Genomic DNA, 19,300 nt, shown 5'->3' with positions numbered 1-19,300 from the left:
TTCGCTGCGGTGCCAATCGCCAGATTTTTGGGGCGTTGTTCAGAACACGCCACTTCCGGATCCGCTTCCGGTGCCCGGCATGCCCCAGCCGCCGTATCCCGGGTAGCTCGGGAAAGTGGGGTAGCTCGGGTAACGCGGGTAGCTGGGGTAACGCGGGTAGCTCGGGAAGCTCGGGAAACGCGGCTGGTTCCAGAAACCGTTCCCATAGCCACCGTGGCCGTAGCCACCACCGTGGCGGTAGCCGCCGCCGCCATGCCCATGGCCGTGGCCACCGCGGGCCACGTCGACCTGATCCATCTCCGTCAGCGGCAGTGCCTCGGCGAATGCGGGGGCCGCGACGGCGGCGATCGGCATCAGCGCAAGCGCGGACACCACTGCGATACGGGCAACGGCTGTCCACCCACGGTTTGTGCGGTTATCTCGATCCATCGGAACTTCCTCATTTCGATACGAATCGTTCATTTGGCAATCGACGACCCGGGTTCTTCCGCGAGTCGGCGGGCCCGACGTCGATGTCCTCAGCGGAGAAGAGCCCGTGCGGCCCACCATACCGCTATATAACGGCACGTTCAATAGGTAACGGCACGTTGATTGAGTCAAACGCCATCCCGATCGGCACCGCGATCGCCACGCTCCTGGTCCCCGACCGCCCACCGCCACTCCCCTGAGCCCTGGCTGGGGGGCAGCGAGCCTAGATACTCCCGTTGGAACGGACCATCACATCGGTGAAGGCTAGGGTGTGTCTCCCAATAGCTTGCTCGGCGAAGTCAACGCGGGCCATTCTTGTCGGTGGCTGATGAGATGCTCCTGTGGTGGTGCGGCACACATCATTCCGATTCTGCTTGGACCCGACGGTCGAGCAACAGGTAGTGCTGTCGCGGCATGCTGGGGCGGCACGGTTCGCGTTCAACCAGTGCCTGCATACGGTGAAGTCGGCGTTGACCGCCCGCAAGACGGATGCGTCGGTGGTGGTGCCGTGGTCTGGGTTCGATCTGATAAACCATTTCAACCGATGGAAGAAAACCGAGGACGCCGGGCGGGTCTTCGTCGTCGATCAGGCTGGGACCGTCGCCGTGTCGGTGACAGGTTTGGTGTGGCGTGATCGGGTGTCTCAACAGGTGTTCGAGGAAGCAGCCATCGATTGCGGGCGGGCGTTGACGGGTTGGGCGGAGTCACGGCGTGGCACCCGCAAAGGCCGTCGGGTCGGGTTTCCTCGATTCAAGAAGAAGACCGTAGCCGTTCGGTCGTTCCGGTTGCGCAACAAGCATTCCCGAGGAAAACGCCCCGTAATCCGGGTAGGAGGCGATGACGGCCCACGGTCTGTGACACTGCCCAAGGTCGGAACGGTCAAGGTGCATGACGACACCCGCCGGTTGCGGCGGATGCTCGGAACCGGGAGCGCGAAAATCCTGTTCGCCACCCTCGGTCAGCGGGGCGGACGCTGGTGGGTCACGCTGAATGTGGAGGCCGCCGACCTGCACCCGGGCCTGCACCATCAGCCCCGCCAGACCACCGATCGTGGTGGTTGGGTGGGGGTGGATCGTGGGTTGTCGGCGTTCCTGGTCGCCGCGACCAGCGATGGCTGTGAAGTCGCCCGAATCTCTGATCCACCGAAAGCATTAGCGGCCGGGATGCGTAAGCAACGCCGCCTCGCCAGATCAGTGTCACGAAAGATGAAGGGCTCCAACAACAGACGACACTCCGCTGCCCGGTTGGGTCGCCATCACACGCGGGTCGCGAACATTCGCCACCATTTCCTGCATCAGGTCTCCACCGAGTTGGTCAAAAACCACGACCGACTCGTGTTGGAAGACTTGAACACCGCAGGCATGCTGCGCAACCGGTGTTTGGCACGCGCGATCAGTGACGCCGGGTGGGCCGAGCTCGCCCGCATGGTTTCCTACAAGCAAGCCTGGCATGGCGGCACCGTCGTGTTGGCTGATCGCTGGTTCCCATCGAGTCAGATGTGTTCCCGCTGCGATACCCGTAACCGCGAACTCACCCTCGCCGACCGGGTGTTCCGGTGCGGGAACGGACACGAACTCGACCGCGACCATAACGCCGCTACCAACCTCGCCGCCTGGGGCGAGCACCATCATCACCCCCAGGTTCGGGAGCCCGAAGTGCGAGCCCCGGTTATCAATGTCCGCCGACGGGAAGGCGCTGGCCCACACATTTGTGTGGGTGAAACCGGCCCGGATGACGCGGGAACCGACACTCACGCCGTACTGGTGTGAGTGCAGGACGTCCGAGGAGGACGGTGTTTACCGATCTCACCGATTGGGAGACACGCTGTAGCGGGAGGAGCTAGGTCGCGGGCTGCCTGCGATCGGGACCCCAATACGCCCGGCCTGCGCCAGGGAGGCAGCCGAACTGGCACTACGCGCTGCGGTCTGCGGTATGACGGGGGGTGTGTCGGTCGTCGACGAGTCGGCCAGCGGTCGATAGTCGGCGAGTGTTGCGGTTCCCCACACGTAGGGGTCTGCTTGCGCGCTGCCGAATGGCGACCACGCCAGCCGGGTTCGGCCGGTCTTATCGTCGGTATCGGAGTCGTAGACCAGGATGTTCATCGCGAACTCGGCCGGATCGACCGGTGCGGGCAACTCCCCGAGCGGTATCTTCACTTCGACTGCATAGCCTCGGTACGGGTCGGTGACCATGGCGGCTACCCGCATCCCCGGTGCCGTCTCACGCGCCAGACCCTGATGATTGTCGGCGTCACGCTCGGCGATGGGGCCGACGCGGCCTGCGATGTACGGCAGGATCCCGGTCTTGAGGGTGGTCGAGGTGTCGTCGGAGTCGCCGCGTGGATCGACAACGATCTCGACCGAGTCGGTGCGCCAATGCCGCTTGGTGTCCTCGACCACCAGTTCGGCGCCCTTTCGGTCATCGGTGACAGTGACCAACACGTACAGGTCGTCGCCATGCCGCGCCACCTTCGCTGTCGCCGCGCACCCACCGCCACCCCGCCAAACAGCGAGCGGCAGTTCCGGCCCCGGGTACTCGCCGGGACCCTCGATTCCATTGAGAACCGGCGCGATCGGAACAGCAGGAATCGTGGTGCTCGGGTTCGGCGGATAGTCCGGCTGGACCCGGTTGGCCAACCACGGCAACCCGGCCCGGTCGGCCCAGTCGGAGAACTCGGCATACAGCGGCTTCAGCCCGTCCTCCCGGTGCACCGCCGCATCGATGAACCGGCCGTCCTCGGCCAGAACTGTGAACCAATCCGACCCGAGCTGCCGCGGGTCCGACGACACCTGCGCGGGCTGCGCCGCGAAACCCTGTGTCAGATATAGCCGAGTCGCCTCGCGCTCGACCTGTGCCCAGGACGTGTTGTATTCACGCGAACGGACGCCGGACCAGACACCGATCACCGGCAGCCCGGTGTAGGGATCGGTCCGTCGCTGTTCGGCTGCGTCCGGTCCGAGCAACGACTCGAACCCGTAGTTCTGGGCAAGAAGCCTGCTGGGATGCCACGGCGTCAAACCTTCGTCGGCGATCTGCGCGGGGAAAGCCGACGGGTCGCCCGCAAGCCGGAATGCCTCGATGCCGAGGCGCGCCGAGAACTGGTGGCCGCCATGCTGATTGAACGGCCGCGGATCCATCACCACGATCGTATGCGGCGTGGTCGAGCGCACCAGCCGCACCAGCCGGGCCAAGGTGTCCTGCTCGCCCCAGATGCGCGCGGTCAGTGGCGCGGAAAGGGTGTACCAAAAGTCCGGCTTGTCGAGGTAATAGATGTTCTCGATCCCGACGAACCCAGTCGCCCGGCGCTCCTCCGCCTCCCGGATCAACCCCAACTCCGGCCCTTCCTCCAGCCCGACCGCATTGCCGCCGCCCTCACCACGCGTAATAGTGACGACACCGGTGCTCAGGCCCAAGTCTTCGCGCCACTGTCCGAAGGTGGACAGGTTGCTCGATTCATCGTCCGGATGCGCACCGATGAATAACACGTCGGTATGCGCCCGATCCCGCGCCCCGTCCACCACGTTCCGATGCACACTGTCCGAGGAAAAATCCGTGGCCAGCCAAGTCGCGGCCAGCGCCGAGCCGAGCACAGCACGCCGACTCACCCTGCGTCCGAAGCCACCCATCCACAGCCTCCAGCCGTTCTGTTCCTTGTCGCACGTCGGTCGCCGTCGAATCACAGCACATCGACCGTTACTCCCCGTCAGCGGTGCCGCACTCACCGATGCACGAGCGCCATAGCCGAAAGCTGTTGCAGCAGCTAGAAAACAGACGGACTCGGGGGACGCGGCGCTGAACGGCGCGAGAAGTTGACCGGCGGCGATCACCCGCAGGTTGGCCACCGGCGGGGTCAGAGTCGGCGGCCACCGATGAATTCGGTGAGCGGGCGGGGTCTACACAACCAGCCCACAATCTGTGAACACAGTCAGGGAGGACCCATGAGCACCGAAGCAATGCCGCCCATCGTCGACGCCGATACCTGGCAGCGTGAACTCGAGGCGCTGCGTATTCGGGAGAAGGCCGCGACCCGGGAGCTCGACGCGATCGCCGCCCAACGCCGCAGCCTGCCGATGGTCGAGATGCCCGACTACACCCTCGAGGGCGAAGAGGGGCCGGTGCGGCTGGTCGACCTCTTCGGCGATAGGTCGCAGCTGATCGTCTACAACCACATGTGGTTCCCGAACGAGCAGTGGCAGTGCGGAGGTTGCACCGGATTCACTTCGCAGTTCACCCGATTGGAGTTCCTGAACAACTACGACGCCCGGTTCGTCATCGTCACCCAGGGGCCGATCGATGAGGCACTCGCCTACAAACGGCGGGTCGGAAACAAGATGGCCTGGTATTCCACCACGAACAGTTCATTCGGCGCCGATGTCGGCGCACCGCCCGGCGCAGGATTCGCGGTCAACGTATTCCTCCGCGACGGCGACGCCGTCTACCGCACCTGGCACACCAACGGCCGCGGCACCGAACAACTCAGCCACTCCTTCGCCCTGATCGACCTGCTGCCGTACGGCCGACAGGAGGAATGGCAGGTCTCACCCGACGGCTGGCCACAGTCACCCACCTACAGCCGCTGGAGCAGCTCCCAGGACATCGCCGCAGCCTACGGCGAACCGATCGCGTGAATGGCCACTGGCCTACCGTGGCGGCTCGACGCGTACCAGGCCCGATTGGAAGGCGATCACCACGAGTTGGGCGCGGTTCTGGACCCCCACTTTCGACATCGCCCGCTGGACGTGGGTACGGACGGTCAGCGGGCTGACGTACATCTTCTCGGCGATCTCGTCATTGGACAGGCCCTCCGCGACCATCGCGACGACCTCACGTTCGCGGGCAGTGAGAACCTCGAGGGATTCGGCTGCGCTGATGCGGCTTTCGGGGCGGGCGAGGTAGCGGGCGATCAGGGTGCGGGTCGCGGTGGGCGAGAGCAGGGCGTCGCCCGCCGCGACGGCGCGGATGGATCGCAGGAGTTCTTCGGGTCCGACGTCTTTGCCGAGGAATCCGCTGGCTCCGGCGCGAAGGGCTTGTGCCACATACTCGTCGAGCTCGAACGTAGTGAGAATCAGGACGCGGGTCTCCCGCAAGGCCGGGTCGGCACAGATCTGCTGGGTGGCGGTGAGGCCGTCGACGCCGGGCATACGAATGTCCATCACCACAACGTCCGGCTTGGCCGCCTGCGCCAGTTCCACTGCCGCACGGCCGTTTCCGGCGATGCCGACCACCTCCATGTCCTCGGCCGAATCGATCAGTAGCCGGAAAGTCCCGGCCAGCAGGGCTTGATCGTCAGCGAGCAGTACCCGGATGGTCATGGTGTTCTGTCCTCGTGGTCAAAGATTTTCGGTGGCTCGAGTGGAAGTTCGGTGGTGACTTCGAAGCCACCGTCCGGCCCGCGCCCGGCACGTAGGTGGCCACCGACGGAGACGGCTCGCTCATTCATGCCGATCAGGCCATAGCCCCGGCCATCCGAACCCTGTTCGCCACGACCAGGTTCGGATGACGCACCGCCGTCGTCGGTCACGCTGATCGTCAGCACCAGCCGGGAATAGACGAGCCGGACCGTCGCCGCCGCCGTGCCCGCGTGCTTGGTGACATTGGTGAGCGCCTCCTGGATGATCCGGTACGCCGTCAGATCCGCGCCGGGTGAGAGCGGTCGCGGCACCCCCGTGATCGACAGCGACAGAGTGAGGCCGGTGCGCTCGAAAGAGGTCAGCAGTTCGGCCAATTGAGTCAGGCCCGGGGTCGGTTCCAGCGGTACGTCGGAATCGTCCTCGCGCAGCAGTCCCACGGTGGCCTTGAGCTCCCGCAGTGCCGCGGTGGTGGTACCGGCCAGTTGATCGAGCATCTCCTGTGCCTGATCGGGTTGGCTACGCAAAAGGTATGCGGCAGTGGAGGCTTGAGCATGCGCGAGGGCCATATGGTGCGCGACGATATCGTGCAGCTCACGCGCGATCCGGAGCCGCTCCTCACCGACTCGCTGCCGAGCCTCCTCCTCGCGGGTGCGTTCGGCCAACTCGGCCCGCGCATGCAGGGCTGACAGGTAGTTGCGCCGGTTGCGCCCCGCTTCGCCGAATGCGCCAGCCACCAGCACCCCGGCGATCAGAGTGACGCGTCCTCCGGTCAGCACCGGCGTGAAATCGTGGGCGAGCGAGGCGATCAACAACGCGCCGCCCGAGATCACCGGCGCGATCTTGGCCGTGCGCAGATCCGACGACCACAACCCGAGCGAGTACGCCGCCACGAAGGCCGCGCCCGCGGTAAGGATCGAAACGTCGAAACCCATGGCGCCGATCCCGATGCCGCAGGCGGTGGTAACCACCAGCACCGTACGCGGAAACCGCCGTCGCGACAGCAAGGTGAGCGAGGCCACCGCCGCCAAACCGAACACCGCGAGCGACGCGGGTCGGACAACGATCGGCCCCTGCCCGTTGCCGTCATCGGCCAACCTGCTCGCATATGTGGCAAGCGCGCACAGCAGAACGGCGACGACCACATCGACGGCACGGCTGTGCCGTCGCGGCCATTGCGACCATTCGGCGGTCATCTGCGCTCCTTCTCGTCGTTGAGAACACTAATCGGCAGGTCCCGAAGTGGCCGATAGGCCGCCCACCCTGGACGGCCTACCGGTGCGCTCGAATTCAGACGCGGGCGGATTCGAGTTCGCGAACCGGTTCGACGGCCTCGATGCGGTTCAGGCTCTCACCCTCCACGTCCACATTCGGCAGGATCTTCGCCAGCCACTCGGGCAGCCACCAGGCCTTATCGCCGAGCAGTGCGAGCACGGCCGGGACCAGGGTCATCCGGACGATGAAAGCGTCGAAGAACACCGCCGCCGCCAGCCCGAGACCCATCATCTTGATCATCGGCTCGCCGCCGCCGATGAACCCGGCGAACACCGCGATCATGATGGCCGCCGCGGCCACCACCACCCGGCCGCTGTGCCGGAATCCGGTGACGATGGCATCCTTCGCGCTCTCGCCGTGCGCGAAGGCCTCACGCATCCGGGTGACGAGGAAGACCTCGTAGTCCATCGCGAGCCCGAACACCACGCCGATCAGGAAGATCGGCATCATGCTCATCACGGGTCCGGTCTGATGGACCCCGATGAGATCGGCGAGCCAGCCCCACTGGAAGACCGCGACAATCACACCGAAGGCCGCACCCACCGACAGCAGGAAGCCGAGCGCCGCCTTGATCGGGACCGCGATCGAACGGAACACGACCATCAGCAACAGGATCGCCAGCCCGACCACCACCGCGAGATACGGCAACAGTGCGTCGGCCATCTTCTGCGAGACGTCGATATTCATCGCTGTCGCGCCGGTGACCAGCACGGTCGCACCGGTGGCTGCCTTCAGATCGCCTGCCTCACCACGCAGTGCGTGCACGAGATCCTTGGTCTCGGTGGACGACGGCCCGGTAGCGGGCACAACGTTGAGCATGGCGGCGTCACCGGCCTGGTTGAACATCGCGGGCGATACCGATACGACGCCCTTGGTCGCTGCCAGGGTTTTGGATACCTGGTCCACCGCCGTCTTGGGGTCACCGACGCCCTGCACGTCTACGGCCACGGTGAGGGGGCCGTTGAAGCCGGGACCGAAGCCCTCGGCCAGCGCATCGTAGGCGCGGCGCTGTGTCGTCGAAGTCGGCTGCGATTCGTCACCCGGCATACCGAGTTCGAGACTCGCCACCGGGAGAGCCAGTACGCCCATACCGACCAGGCCGATCAGCAACACCGCCACCGGGCGGCGGACGACGAACTGTGCCCAGCGCGTACCCATCTTGGGCTTCTCGGCTCGAATCTGCTCGGCGGCCTGACCAGTTCCACTGGCCTGCGCCTGCCCGCGGTTCGTGGTCAGCCCACGGTTCGTGGTCAGCCCGCCGCTCGTCGTCAGCCCGCCGCTCGTCGTCAGCCCGCCGCTCGTCGTCAGCCCGCCGCTCGTGCTCGAACCGCCGCTCGTGCTCGCCCCACCGCCCGTGCTCGACCCGCCGCTCGCGCTCAGAGACTTGCGGAACGCCCGCGGCATCACCGCTCGCTGGAAGAATCCGAGCAGCGCAGGCAGCAGCGTCAGGGCGATCGCGACGGCGACGGCGACAGTGCCTGCCGCGGCCAACCCCATCTTGGTGAGAACCGGAATACCGACGACGGCGAGCCCGGCCAACGCGATGACCACAGTGAGTCCGGCGAAAACAACTGCGGATCCAGCGGTTCCGACGGCCCGGCCCGCCGCTTCCTCCGCGCTGTATCCCTCGGCACGTTCGGTCCGGAAGCGGGAGACAATGAACAGGGCATAGTCGATACCGACCGCGAGCCCGAGCATCATGGCGAGAGTCGTTGTCGTGGTGGACATACCGATCGCCACAATCGCGGCGATGCCGACGCCTATCCCGATCAGCGCAGTAAGCAAAGGCAGACCCGCGGCCGCGAACGCACCAAAGGTGACCATCAGTACGACGGCCGCAATAGCAATACCGATGGCCTCGGTAGCGCCGCCCATTTCGGGCTCGGCCTGTAGCGCGGACCCGCCGATCTCCACTGTGACCCCAGCGGCCTTGCCGGTCTCTACCGCGGCGGTGAGCGCCGCCTTGCTGGCGTCGGTGAGATTCTCACTGGTCGCGTCGTAGCTCACGGTCGCATAAGCGGTTGTTCCGCTCTTACTGACCGCACCGGTCTGGAACGGGTCGAGCACACCCTTCGCCTGCGCACCACCCCCCACATCCGAGACGATCTTCTCCACCGCCGCCTTGTTCGACTCGGAGCTGATCTGCTGTCCATCGGGCGCCACGAACACGATCCGCGCTTCTGCGCCATCGGATTTGGTGCCGGGAAAGCGTTCGCCGAGCAAGTCGAACGCCTGCTGAGATTCGGTCCCCGGAATCGAGAACGTATCCGGCGGCGCCGTCGGCGCATTAGCCGCCCCCGCCACGAGAGCGGCCATAACTCCCAACCACAGCAGGACGACGAGCCGCCGCTTCTCGAACGCAAACCGACCGAGCCGGTACAGGAATTTCGCCATAGCGCCATGGTCGTTCGACGGCTCTGTAGTCGGCATCGTGCGTGTGGAGGTCGTCGGGCGTACTGCGGATGCAGTAGGCGTCGGCGGCAAATACTCGATCCGCAGGTGGGGTGCGACAAAACGCCCAGGTGGGGTACCTGCCAGACCGGTTCATGTAGGGCCGGAGCTGGTCGCGTTAATGTTGATCGGGGGTGCTTGCCAGGGTTTCCGCGCTGTATGGCAGGCCCTGGCCCAGCGCCCAGTTCTCCGCGATCCGACCGTTTTCGACGCGAAAGATCTCGATCATCATCGGCTGCTGACCGTCGTCTGGGAGCGGGATTCCTTCGATCGACGAGCGGACAGCTACCTTGTCGCGGTCGACTAGGACGTCTTCGGCGACGACTCGTATATCAGGAAACTGAGCGACGAGGTTGCGCCAGGCGCTTTTCCCCGCCGCGAATCCGGCAGTGCCCAAGGCGTGGCTGAAGCAGTCCGGAGTGTGCAGTTCGTCGGCTTGGTCGAATTGCCGAGTGTTGAAGCACTCCTGCATCCGCCGCACCAAAGCGCCGGGGTTGTCTGTGGTCACGAGAGCACCCTCCTCGGGTAGTCGATCAGAACATGGTGATCGGCGCGCCATAAACGGTGGGGCGCCCCGGTTATGGATCGAGCATACGGGGCGACGCCCCGGTTATGCTAGGGCTGAAATGACACACCAGCCGTCCAAGCGCATCCCGACCGACTCACCGGCAACTCACGGCAGCACCCGGGAGTTGCGAGCCGACGCGCGGCGCAATCGCCAGCGTGTCCTGCAGACCGCCCAGCGGCTGTTCGCCCAGGAGGGACTCGGCGTCTCGCTCGACGAAATCGCCCGGCAGTCCGGCGTCGGCCCGGGCACGGTCCATCGGCACTTTCCCACCAAAGAAGCGCTGTATCTCGCGGTTTCGATCGATCAGCTCGAGCACCTGGTGGCCGAGGGAGCCGCACTGGCCGCCACCGACGACCCCGCCGCGGTGTTCACACTGCTGTCGCACATGATGACCAACGGTGCCGAGAACTCCACGGTCAAAAGCGCTCTCACCGCCGCCGAGTTCGACTTGCGCATCGCCGCGCCAGAGGTGGCGGCAAATCTCACCGGCCATGTCGCCAACCTGCTCGATCGTGCACGCGCAGCCGGCACAGTGCGCGAGGACATCACCGTCGACGAGGTGATGGCACTCGTTGCCGGCACCTTCGCCGCAATCCATCACGCCAACGCACAAGCCAGCCCGACCCGCTCAGCACATATCGGCAGGATCATCCTCGACGGGCTTCGACCCCAATCCCGTTGAATACCAGTCGCACTCAACCACCGGACGAGCCGCGACAGATGGTCATGCACGCCGCATGAGCGATGGAGGACTAGCTGGCACACGCCAGACTTTCGAATGAGCGAACCGTCAGAGCCGTAGACCGAGAAGCTGTTGTCGTCGGCACCTCGTTACCACGCTGCAGCACTATATGCATATCGCCAGCGACCTCGGATCGCGGCAATATCGGATGTTCGTGGGTCGCGACGATGGTCTTCTAATTCCGGTGAAGAGGTTCAAAATGAAGAGTGGGCTCGTTGATCCCGCGTCGGTAGCGGCGGGGACAAAAATTACGAGTAGAAAGCTTCCAATCATGACAGAGTCAGCACCACAGGTGTACGACCGTACGAACATCCCACCGACGGTAGGCCGAGGCACGCTCGACAAAGAGCTCGAGGATTGGCTGCCCACCGGACCGACCCTTGGCGCCGATGTTCCGATCCATCAAGGTCGGCGTGACCACATGCAGCTCGGCGTGGGTCCATTGCCCGAAATCGGCGCTGTAGACACACTGGTCCTCCCCGGTCCGCATGGTTCACTCACCGTCCGCCGTCACGTCCCCAGTTCACCGACCAGCACTCCTTCTGGTGCACTGGTCTATATCCACGGCGGGGGTTTCACTTACGGCACGCTCGACGAATTCGAAGTGCCGATGCGGCTTATCGCCGAGCGAGCCGGAATCACCACCTACATCATCGACTACCAGCTGGCCCCCGAAGCCAAGTACCCGGTGCAAATCGAAGAAATCGAATACTTCGTTCGCTGGCTGTTCGACCATGCCGAGGAACAGGGCGTCGACGCAAATAAAATCGGTGTGGGTGGCGACTCCGCTGGCGGCAACATGACCTGCGTCATGGCATTGAAGCTGCGCGACGAGAACGGCCCGCAACTCGCGCTGCAGGTTCCGCTGTTTCCGGAGGCTGCGTTCCCTGGCGACACGGTGGCGTTCAGCGAGAATCGCTCGGGACTCTATTTGGAGTCCAATGGGATCTTCGAGATGGTACGCAATCTGGTGAAGAACACCGATGACGTCCGCCATCCCTACCTCACCCCGTTGAATGCCGAGTCGCACGAAAGCCTGCCGCCGACCATCCTCGTTACCAACGGCTTCGACCCGCTACGCGATGTCGGCCTCGCTTACGCACAAAAGCTTGCCGAGGCCGGCAACGACCTGACGTACATGCACAATCCACATCTGACCCACGGGTTCCCCCAGTTCACTCGATTCTCGAACGCGTGCCACGAGGCAGCTCTCGAACTCGCCGACCTCATCAAGACCAACATCGGTTGACGCGCCAGGCGCCGAGGTGCTCCTCGTGCCCGAGTGTCAAGGTGGCGAGGTCGGGTCACCACGGCCGAGCGGGCATGCCCCACTGAGGCGCGCAACCTCGACCTGACCGGCACCGACCAGACCGTAGGACGTGCCCACAGCGCGCAACTGCTTCAGCGAAGGGACGAGAACGATAAAAGGGCCGGTCCTCGTGGACCGAACCTTTGTGGTGCCGGCGTCTGGACTCGGTCGAGGACGGCAGCTTGGAGGGCCGATCGATCGGCGATATTGTGGTTTCAGTTTGCTTGTCCCGTCCAAGTGAGGAGGGTCGGCATGTCGGTGTATCCAGACCCGCACGATCCCCGAGTCCAAGAGGACATTCGGGAAGCGGTGCAGCGGGCACTCGAGTCAGCATTGTCCTCGTACATGTCCGAACGGGACATCACCAATATGGCCGCCGGCTATCTGGGGGTGGCTGAGGTGAGCGCCCCGGGCATCGAGCTCGACATCCAACGCGAAGTACGTCGCCAGTCCGGCACCGACTGGACTGTAGAAGACCGACGCGGCCGCTACGAGGGGACACCGCCCACCACACCGGTGAAATCCCGCCCCGGCATGAGTGCCCCGGACCCGGTCTTCGGCGTACGGGTGGACCATTGGTGCACCGACGAGGAAATCCACGGAATTCAGGGCTACGCCGTCTACGACAACACCATGATGCAGAACCGCTACGACCGCACCTGCCCGTCGGAGTTCTACGGCGGTTACCTCACCGCGCTGGTGGGCCTGATGCAATCCGTGGCACCCTCCGACACACTCGACCGCTATCGCTCGGTCGTCGACACAATCGACGCAACTTTCAAATCCTGGCCCGCCACCCGGGACAGATCGGCCGGCGCCGCCACCGCATTGACAGACGCCTGGGAGTACGCCAATTCCGGCTCCTCGGTAATACAGATCCTCGCCCACCTACGCGGCGAGATGGCCTGCGTCGCCGACTGTTTCGAAATAGCTCGCGCCGACGGCCTGTAAGCCCGAAGCCAATCAATGAGATCCGCTGAATCAGCCTGTGCACCGGAACCACCGGCTTCGGGCGGTGGCATGACTGCACCGTGCGGCCCGGTCTGGGTGGCTGGGCCGCACGATCGGTGGCGTGGTCAGGCGCCGAAGTCGGCTCGGTGGTCGGTGGCCCACTCGGCCAGGGTGCGTCCTGGCCTGCCGGTCACGGCGGTGGCGGGACGTACCTGGTCGGGTGCGGCGAGGGTGTCGCTCCAGTAGTCGAGCAGCATCTCCATGATCGGCTGGGGGATGAATTGCTCGGTCTCGGAACGGAATTCGTCGGGGGTGATCTCGATAAGTGGGATCTGTCGTCCGACTGCGGCGGCGATCGTGGCGACCTGCTCGGTGCGGGTGAGCGCCTGCGGACCGGTGATCGGGATGATCTGCCCGATGTAGTCGTCGGACAGCAGCGTCTCGGCGACGGCCTCGGCGACGTCGTATTCGTGGACCGGTGCTTGCGCGGATGCCAGGTACGGTGCGCGGATGGGTGCGCCCGAGCTGATCTGCCACCGCCATTCGAGCAGGTTGTTGGCGAAAGTGCCCGGGCGCAGGATCGTCCACGCGTCAGTGCGATCGGTGACGGCGGCTTCGACGGCGCTGTGGTGCAGCTGGCTTGCCGAGCCGCGGTCGCGGGGAAATTCCATCGCCGCGGCCAGCGAGGACAGGACCGTGAAGCGGTGCACGCCGGCGGCGATGGCCGCGTCGAGGAAGACGTCGATGCCCTGTGCCGGGAAGACGAAGGCGCGATCGACGCCTTCGAACACATGCTGGCCGAGAATCGAGGCGTCGGCGAGATCGCCCGCGACAACTTCGACCGCCTCGGGCAGGTTCGCGTCCTCGGGCTTGCGGGTCACGGCACGGACGGCGGCGCCGCGGGCAAGGAGGGTAGTGACGAGGTGGCGGCCGACGGCGCCGGTCGCGCCGGTAACGAGAACGGTCGGGCGGAAGGTGCGAATCTCTGTGCTGCTCATGACATGAATACTTCCGGTAAAGCCCACGTCGCCACATCACGAGAATTCGTTATTTCATGCGGTACCTAGGATGTTCAGCGCCCGAGCGCGAGTGCGGCCGCGACTGAACGGGACTTCGGGCCCTGGGCTGCCTCGTTGGCGGACTGCTGCCAGGTTCCGAAGGGTTCGAGTAAGGACATAACATCAAAAGATCCCCAGGCCATTGACCTGGGGATCTTTTGTGAGTGGAGCTGCCGGGAATCGAACCCGGGTCCTCCGCCGCGTCTTCAGGGCTTCTCCGTGTGCAGTTCGCTAGGTCTCTGCTCGGATCTCCGGGTCTCGCGAACAAGCTCGGATGACGATCCCAGTCACTGTTTGATGTCCCATCCGACTCCGTGACCGAGCCGGACAGTAATTCCCTCTAGCTGATGCCAGTACCCGGGTCGAGGGACGAACCCGGACTGGCAGAGACGACCTGGCTACTTAGGCAGCGAGGGCGTACTCGCGCTGATTGGAATCGGCGCTTAATTGGTTGCAGCGACGCTTACGGTGGTCTCTTGCCTGCACCGACACGCTTCCCCTAAATCTACGTACGCAGTCGAAACCGTTCAGCCCCGTACGTCCCGACACCTCGTCGGGCTAGTCATGTTAACACTCGGTGGCGCCTGGTTCATTCCATTATCCGGGCGTGGTGGTCAGTTCGCGGCGATGAGGCCGACCGCGACAAGGCCGAGCACCATACCCACCTTCTGCATGCGACCGACTCGTTCGCCGAGCAGGACCATCGCGAGCAGCACGGTCGCGGCGGGGTAGAGCGAGCCGATCACGCTGACCAGCGACAGCATCGACCCGTGGAACGCGTACAGCAGCGCGGCGTTGGCGATGGTGTCGAGCACGGCGACGAAGGCCGCCAAGCGCAGGGGTTCGCCGTGCAGCGTCTGGAACTCCCCTGCGACCACGGCGATCAACCACACCACGGCGGTAGCCGCGCCGCGCTGCGCGACAAGTGGCCACAGACCGGCACTCGCATGGGTTTCGTGCAGGAAGAAGAACGCGAAACCGAAGGCCGCACCCGATCCGATGGTGAACAGCGCCACACTGCGGGTGAATCGCAGCTCGCGGCCTCCGGTGATCTCCTCGGTGGCATCATCCGGTGCTTCCTTACTGATCAGCACCACTGCCAGCAGGGCGAGCGCGACGCCGCCGAACGCGATCGCACCCGGGCGTTCCCCGATCGCCAGACCGGCAAGCACAGGAATGCCGGCGACCAGTACGGCGGTCAACGGCGACACCACGGCCATCGGACCGGCCGCCAAGGCGGCGTAGAACCACCACACTGCCAAGCCGCTCGCCACTCCCGCCGCCAGACCCCAGCCGATCGACGCGAGGTCCGGACTGCCGCCGACCAACGGGGCGAGGGCAAGCACCAGCAGGCTCGAAATCGGATAGGAGACAACGACTATCCGCAGTGCGGTCACCCGCCGTGCCGCCAGTCCACCGAAAAAGTCGCTGACGCCGTAACCGGCGGCAGCGACCAATGCCAACAGAACGGCTGTCACCGCATGCCTTTGATCCGCCGTCCCAACTCGCGGGTGACCTCGCGCTCGGCGTCGCGCTTGGCGAGGTCCTGCCGCTTGTCGTAGTCCTGTTTGCCCTTGGCCAATGCGAGCTCGACCTTCACGTTGCCGTCGGAGAAGTACATCGACAGCGGGACCAGCGTCTGGTTACCCTCGCGCGACTTGCCGACCAGTCGCTCGATCTCGCGCTTGTGCAGCAGCAATTTACGTACCCGGCGCGGCGAATGGTTGGTCCAGGTGCCGTGGCTGAACTCCGGAATGTGCAGCCCGCGCAGCCACACCTCGCCGTGGTCGACCGTCGCGAAGGCATCCACCAGCGAGGCCTTGCCCTCGCGCAGGCTCTTGACCTCGGTACCCACCAGCGCGATCCCGGCCTCGAAGGTTTCCAGGATCGTGTAGTTGTGCCGCGCCCGGCGGTTGGTCGCGATGACCTTGCGCCCTTTTTCCTTCATGACAAGAAGCTTAAAGTGACGCCGCAACGGGATTATTCCCAGGTCGCGACCAGGTAGCCCGCGGCGGCTATCCGCCAGGTCGCAGCATCAGATACAGCAGCAGCACGGCGACGAAGGCGGCCATCAGCATGATTGTGGAGGCACGCGGAAGCGCGGGGTGGCGACGCAGCGGAGGTGGTCGATGTCTCAGCCACACCGATTCGACAGCGAGGTCGTGGGTGCTCGGCTGATAGGGGGGCACATCCCCAGGGTCGCCGGCCGGGTAGTCGCTGGAGCCGCCGTCCGTGGAGTCATCGGATGCCATAGGCAGCACCGTAGCCGCCGGATCGGGGCCGCGCCGGAATTACCACGCAGCGCAACGCAGTTGGAACTCAGACGAGACGGCGGGCGAAGGCCTCGACCGTGCCGCCGCCGGCCAGGTCGACGGTGGCGACCTTCAGTTCGACTGTGCTCTCGGTGAGCTCCATGACCATGAAGCCGAGCTCGTGAAAGTTCTCGAACAAGGCGGCGTTGGTGCCGCCCTTGCTCAGCTTCGGCTCTGCTCCTACTGTTTTGGCGGCTGCGCCGGAGACGATCTGCCGGGTGCCCTTCGATTCCGGGGTCGGCTCGAGCACCTGTAGCGAGTGGTCGTGTCCGGACAGGATGAAATGACACTTGCCGAGGACGTGATCCTCGAAGAACCGCTTGGCATGGACGCCGTTCAGCGGCTCGATGGCAAGCCCCTCATAGCGTCCGGCGTCGCCATGCGGGCCGTTGTTGAGGTAGGGGTGATGGGTGCAGGCGATCTTCCACTTCGCGGGGGATTCGGCGATGGCACGATCGAGCCAGGCGCGCTGCTCGTTCATGAACTGGCCGTCGACCGCCCAGTACGGGTCGAACAGCGGCGGGATGTAGGCGGCCAGCGGATTGATATCGAGCACGAAGAACTCGACCACCGGGTTCTCCTCGGGTAACCGCACCGAGTAGTAGCGGCTCGGCATCCACCAGCGTGCGGAATGCGCGTGGTACTCGACCTCGTTGTTGCCGCGCAGCAGCCAACCGCCGTCACCACCGAAGACCGAGCTGTTGTCGTGGTTACCGAGCACCATCAACCACGGGAAATCCAGTCCGGCATTGGGGTTTTCGAACTTGTCCGCGAACTGCGCATCGACGCCGCTGTCCGGGCCGCTCTCGTAGATATTGTCGCCGAGCCCGAGTGCCAGCGAAAACGGTTGGCGGCGATGGTGTTCGCGCATGCCGTCGGCGACGGCCCACTGGTTGCGGGTGCCGGTGCCCGCATCGCCGGTGACGAGCACGCGCACGCTGCGGTCGGCCGGAAAGGCGAACTTGGACACACTCGGCTCGACCGGCACCGCATCGGCGGGTGACAGACCGATCAGCGAAACCCCGGCCGCGGCGGTTGCCGCCCCTGCCAGAAAGCCACGCCGCCCGATCGTGCTGTCGTCCGTCACGCGATGTCCTCCAACGTCATTCACACTCGATGCTCCGGTAGCTCGAGGCGTCATTTACCGATCGTCGCCTTCTTCCGGTCGAGGCCGAGCGCATCGGAGATGGTGAAGAACATATCGGTTTGGTCGGTGAGCCCGACAACGTTCGCGGCGTGCGGGCCGTAGGCGGCGACACGCAGCTGAGTGCCGGTGTGCTCCTGGGAACCGCCTTCTTCACCGTTTCCGTAGGAGATGCCGATCTCCGCGCCGTCCTTGGTGACGACCTTGCTGGTCAGCGAGGCCGACTTGGTATCGAGCGGGACGATCTGGCTGCTGTGCGCGTGGTCGGCGGTGACGATCACCAGGGTATTGCCGTCGTTCTCGGCGAATTCGAGTGCCGCCTGCACTGCCTCGTCCAGATCGACGGTCTCACCGACCTGCCCACAGGGGTTGGCGGCATGGTCCTGCTTATCGATCGACGCTCCCTCCACCTGGAGGAAGAAGCCGTCCTTGCGCTCCTTCAGCAGGTCGATCGCCTTGCGGGTCATACCCGCGAGATCGGGCTGCGTCGCGGGCCGGTCGGCGCTCGGGTGGCAGGTCTGGGCGGGCAGGTTCAGCCCGTCGCGCACGGCCTTCGCGCCGTCCCAGCGGACCGGCATATTGCCCGAGGCGAAGAGCCCGAGCAGTGGCGCGTCCTGATCGGCCTTCGATACCGCGTCCAGACCGGAGCGGTCGGTAACGAGGTTGTAGCCGCGTGCCTTGGCTTGGTCGCGCAGCGTCTGTCCCTGCCACTGTCCCGCCGCGGCCTTCTGCTCGAAGCTCTTGGCGCCGCCACCGAGGGTGATGTCGGCGCGGGTGTTGAGCAGCTGCTCGCTGATCGAGCCGAGACCGCCCTTCTCCAGCGCGTTGGTCGGGCACTTCAGCGCGGTTTCCTCGGGGCCGTAGCACTTGCGGTCGGTGACGTGCGCACCGAGCACGGCGGGCGTGGCATCCTGGAGCTCCGCGGTGGTTACGTTGCCGGTGGCCTTGCCGTTGGCCTTCGCGATCTCGAGCAGGTTGGCCTGCGCGGCGCCGTGGAGGTCGACGCTGATGGCACCGTTGTAGGTCTTGGTTCCGGTCGCCCATGCGCTGCCGCTCGCGGCGGAATCGGTGACGTAGTCGGGCTTTCCGGTGGCCTTGTCGAGGGAGTAGTGGGTGTAGGAGCCGGTGAGCGGCAGCGCGTCGATACCCTTGAAGTAGCCGCCCGCGCCCTCGGCGACGTCACGCGCCACCGTGATTTCCGAATCGCCCATTCCGTCACCGATCAACAGGATGACGTTCTTGGCCTGGTTGCCGTTGAGCGAGGCGCGCAGCGCGTCGGTGCGGTCGCCGGTGGTCCGGCGGGCGCCACCGTTCTGGCTGATGTCGCCCTTGGCATCGGGGCTGATGAGCTCACCGTTGCCCTGTCGCGTGGAGTCGGAGGACCCGCAAGCGACCAGTGCGCCGACGAGAACGGCGGCGCCGATGGTGGCGAAGACTCGGAGCCGGCGAGGTGTGGAACGCGACGAGACTGCGGGCATGAGCGAACTCCATTGTGTTCGTAGATACCTCGGACGCACCGAGCTTGACGATGTCGTCTGAACGAAAAGAGCACAGTCGGCAACCAGCCGGTTACTCGACAATCGACCACTCGGTTCCGCGACTACCCGCCCCGGCATGGCGGATAGCCCAAATATTCAGCAGTACAGCCACTTTCGGATGGTCCGAACAGTGAAC

The 19,300-nt window shown here is 65.1% G+C and carries 17 protein-coding genes and 1 other RNA gene; 5 read left to right on the top strand and 13 right to left on the bottom strand.

What is annotated here, in order from left to right; all coding sequences use genetic code 11:
- Positions 1–39 precede the first annotated feature (39 nt).
- Positions 40–429, bottom strand: coding sequence for a hypothetical protein (locus tag ACLMAJ_RS23975; RefSeq protein ID WP_412016057.1), 390 nt, complete (start codon positions 427–429; stop codon positions 40–42).
- 383 nt (positions 430–812) lie between these two features.
- On the opposite strand from ACLMAJ_RS23975, the gene ACLMAJ_RS23970 reads away from it, so the two are divergent.
- Complete coding sequence (locus tag ACLMAJ_RS23970) at positions 813–2,237, top strand: RNA-guided endonuclease InsQ/TnpB family protein (RefSeq protein ID WP_412016056.1); 1,425 nt, start codon at positions 813–815, stop codon at positions 2,235–2,237.
- 36 nt (positions 2,238–2,273) lie between these two features.
- On the opposite strand, the gene ACLMAJ_RS23965 is transcribed toward ACLMAJ_RS23970, so the two are convergent.
- Positions 2,274–4,094, bottom strand: a complete 1,821-nt coding sequence (locus ACLMAJ_RS23965; RefSeq protein ID WP_412016055.1) for a sugar-binding protein — start codon at positions 4,092–4,094, stop codon at positions 2,274–2,276.
- A 312-nt stretch (positions 4,095–4,406) separates the two neighbouring features.
- Between ACLMAJ_RS23965 and ACLMAJ_RS23960 the strand changes: the two genes are divergently transcribed.
- Positions 4,407–5,096 (top strand): DUF899 domain-containing protein, encoded by a 690-nt coding sequence (locus tag ACLMAJ_RS23960; protein ID WP_412016054.1) that lies wholly within the window; start codon positions 4,407–4,409, stop codon positions 5,094–5,096.
- A 12-nt stretch (positions 5,097–5,108) separates the two neighbouring features.
- On the opposite strand, the gene ACLMAJ_RS23955 is transcribed toward ACLMAJ_RS23960, so the two are convergent.
- The 4 genes from ACLMAJ_RS23955 to ACLMAJ_RS23940 all read right to left on the bottom strand — a co-directional run bounded on the left by ACLMAJ_RS23955 (position 5,109) and on the right by ACLMAJ_RS23940 (position 10,050).
- A complete protein-coding gene (locus ACLMAJ_RS23955) occupies positions 5,109–5,780 on the bottom strand; it encodes a response regulator (RefSeq protein ID WP_412016053.1) in 672 nt (223 codons plus the stop codon).
- Positions 5,777–7,012, bottom strand: a complete 1,236-nt coding sequence (locus ACLMAJ_RS23950; protein WP_412016052.1) for a sensor histidine kinase — start codon at positions 7,010–7,012, stop codon at positions 5,777–5,779. The genes ACLMAJ_RS23955 and ACLMAJ_RS23950 overlap by 4 nt, the downstream gene beginning before the upstream one ends.
- A gap of 94 nt (positions 7,013–7,106) precedes the next feature.
- Complete coding sequence (locus tag ACLMAJ_RS23945) at positions 7,107–9,485, bottom strand: MMPL family transporter (protein ID WP_412016051.1); 2,379 nt, start codon at positions 9,483–9,485, stop codon at positions 7,107–7,109.
- Between the two features lie 175 nt (positions 9,486–9,660).
- On the bottom strand, positions 9,661–10,050 hold the full coding sequence (locus ACLMAJ_RS23940) for an ester cyclase (protein WP_412016050.1): 390 nt from the start codon (positions 10,048–10,050) through the stop codon (positions 9,661–9,663).
- A gap of 118 nt (positions 10,051–10,168) precedes the next feature.
- On the opposite strand from ACLMAJ_RS23940, the gene ACLMAJ_RS23935 reads away from it, so the two are divergent.
- The 3 genes from ACLMAJ_RS23935 to ACLMAJ_RS23925 all read left to right on the top strand — a co-directional run bounded on the left by ACLMAJ_RS23935 (position 10,169) and on the right by ACLMAJ_RS23925 (position 13,112).
- Positions 10,169–10,792, top strand: a complete 624-nt coding sequence (locus ACLMAJ_RS23935) for a TetR/AcrR family transcriptional regulator (RefSeq protein ID WP_412016049.1) — start codon at positions 10,169–10,171, stop codon at positions 10,790–10,792.
- A gap of 169 nt (positions 10,793–10,961) precedes the next feature.
- Positions 10,962–12,101, top strand: coding sequence for an alpha/beta hydrolase (locus ACLMAJ_RS23930; RefSeq protein ID WP_412016048.1), 1,140 nt, complete (start codon positions 10,962–10,964; stop codon positions 12,099–12,101).
- Between the two features lie 312 nt (positions 12,102–12,413).
- Entirely contained in the window at positions 12,414–13,112 is a 699-nt protein-coding gene (locus ACLMAJ_RS23925) for a hypothetical protein (RefSeq protein ID WP_412016047.1), read from the top strand.
- Between the two features lie 125 nt (positions 13,113–13,237).
- Here ACLMAJ_RS23925 and ACLMAJ_RS23920 read toward each other — a convergent pair whose 3' ends face one another.
- The 7 genes from ACLMAJ_RS23920 to phoA all read right to left on the bottom strand — a co-directional run bounded on the left by ACLMAJ_RS23920 (position 13,238) and on the right by phoA (position 19,104).
- Positions 13,238–14,110, bottom strand: a complete 873-nt coding sequence (locus ACLMAJ_RS23920) for an SDR family oxidoreductase (RefSeq protein ID WP_412016046.1) — start codon at positions 14,108–14,110, stop codon at positions 13,238–13,240.
- Positions 14,111–14,332: 222 nt separating this feature from the next.
- Positions 14,333–14,705, bottom strand: a transfer-messenger RNA (tmRNA) gene (ssrA, locus tag ACLMAJ_RS23915).
- A 79-nt stretch (positions 14,706–14,784) separates the two neighbouring features.
- Complete coding sequence (locus ACLMAJ_RS23910) at positions 14,785–15,648, bottom strand: EamA family transporter (RefSeq protein ID WP_412016045.1); 864 nt, start codon at positions 15,646–15,648, stop codon at positions 14,785–14,787.
- Complete coding sequence (gene smpB / locus ACLMAJ_RS23905; RefSeq protein ID WP_412016044.1) at positions 15,645–16,118, bottom strand: SsrA-binding protein SmpB; 474 nt, start codon at positions 16,116–16,118, stop codon at positions 15,645–15,647. Before smpB ends, ACLMAJ_RS23910 begins: the two co-directional genes overlap by 4 nt.
- 67 nt (positions 16,119–16,185) lie before the next feature.
- Positions 16,186–16,422: a WLR motif membrane protein gene (locus ACLMAJ_RS23900; protein ID WP_412016043.1), complete on the bottom strand. Its 237-nt coding sequence runs from the start codon at positions 16,420–16,422 to the stop codon at positions 16,186–16,188.
- 67 nt (positions 16,423–16,489) lie between these two features.
- Entirely contained in the window at positions 16,490–17,569 is a 1,080-nt protein-coding gene (locus tag ACLMAJ_RS23895; protein WP_412016042.1) for a metallophosphoesterase, read from the bottom strand.
- A gap of 50 nt (positions 17,570–17,619) precedes the next feature.
- Complete coding sequence (gene phoA, locus ACLMAJ_RS23890) at positions 17,620–19,104, bottom strand: alkaline phosphatase (protein WP_412016041.1); 1,485 nt, start codon at positions 19,102–19,104, stop codon at positions 17,620–17,622.
- Positions 19,105–19,300: the final 196 nt, after the last annotated feature.

The sequence above is a fragment of the Nocardia arseniciresistens genome (genome assembly GCF_046764875.1).
Classification (GTDB): Bacteria; Actinomycetota; Actinomycetes; order Mycobacteriales; family Mycobacteriaceae; genus Nocardia; species Nocardia arseniciresistens.
Note: the sequence above shows the minus strand (reverse complement) of the source record. Positions and strands in the feature narration are given on the sequence as shown.

Excerpts from the sequence above, each read along its gene's own strand:
- ACLMAJ_RS23955 (WP_412016053.1), bottom strand. The coding sequence starts at position 5,780 with ATGACCATCCGGGTACTGCTCGCTGACGATCAAGCCCTGCTGGCCGGG.
- ACLMAJ_RS23935 (WP_412016049.1), top strand. The coding sequence starts at position 10,169 with ATGACACACCAGCCGTCCAAGCGCATCCCGACCGACTCACCGGCAACT.
- ACLMAJ_RS23965 (WP_412016055.1), bottom strand. The coding sequence starts at position 4,094 with ATGGGTGGCTTCGGACGCAGGGTGAGTCGGCGTGCTGTGCTCGGCTCG.
- ACLMAJ_RS23930 (WP_412016048.1), top strand. The coding sequence starts at position 10,962 with ATGCATATCGCCAGCGACCTCGGATCGCGGCAATATCGGATGTTCGTG.
- ACLMAJ_RS23960 (WP_412016054.1), top strand. The coding sequence starts at position 4,407 with ATGAGCACCGAAGCAATGCCGCCCATCGTCGACGCCGATACCTGGCAG.
- ACLMAJ_RS23975 (WP_412016057.1), bottom strand. The coding sequence starts at position 429 with ATGGATCGAGATAACCGCACAAACCGTGGGTGGACAGCCGTTGCCCGT.
- ACLMAJ_RS23920 (WP_412016046.1), bottom strand. The coding sequence starts at position 14,110 with ATGAGCAGCACAGAGATTCGCACCTTCCGCCCGACCGTTCTCGTTACC.
- ACLMAJ_RS23945 (WP_412016051.1), bottom strand. The coding sequence starts at position 9,485 with ATGGCGAAATTCCTGTACCGGCTCGGTCGGTTTGCGTTCGAGAAGCGG.
- ACLMAJ_RS23950 (WP_412016052.1), bottom strand. The coding sequence starts at position 7,012 with ATGACCGCCGAATGGTCGCAATGGCCGCGACGGCACAGCCGTGCCGTC.
- phoA (WP_412016041.1), bottom strand. The coding sequence starts at position 19,104 with ATGCCCGCAGTCTCGTCGCGTTCCACACCTCGCCGGCTCCGAGTCTTC.
- smpB (WP_412016044.1), bottom strand. The coding sequence starts at position 16,118 with ATGAAGGAAAAAGGGCGCAAGGTCATCGCGACCAACCGCCGGGCGCGG.
- ACLMAJ_RS23925 (WP_412016047.1), top strand. The coding sequence starts at position 12,414 with ATGTCGGTGTATCCAGACCCGCACGATCCCCGAGTCCAAGAGGACATT.
- ACLMAJ_RS23900 (WP_412016043.1), bottom strand. The coding sequence starts at position 16,422 with ATGGCATCCGATGACTCCACGGACGGCGGCTCCAGCGACTACCCGGCC.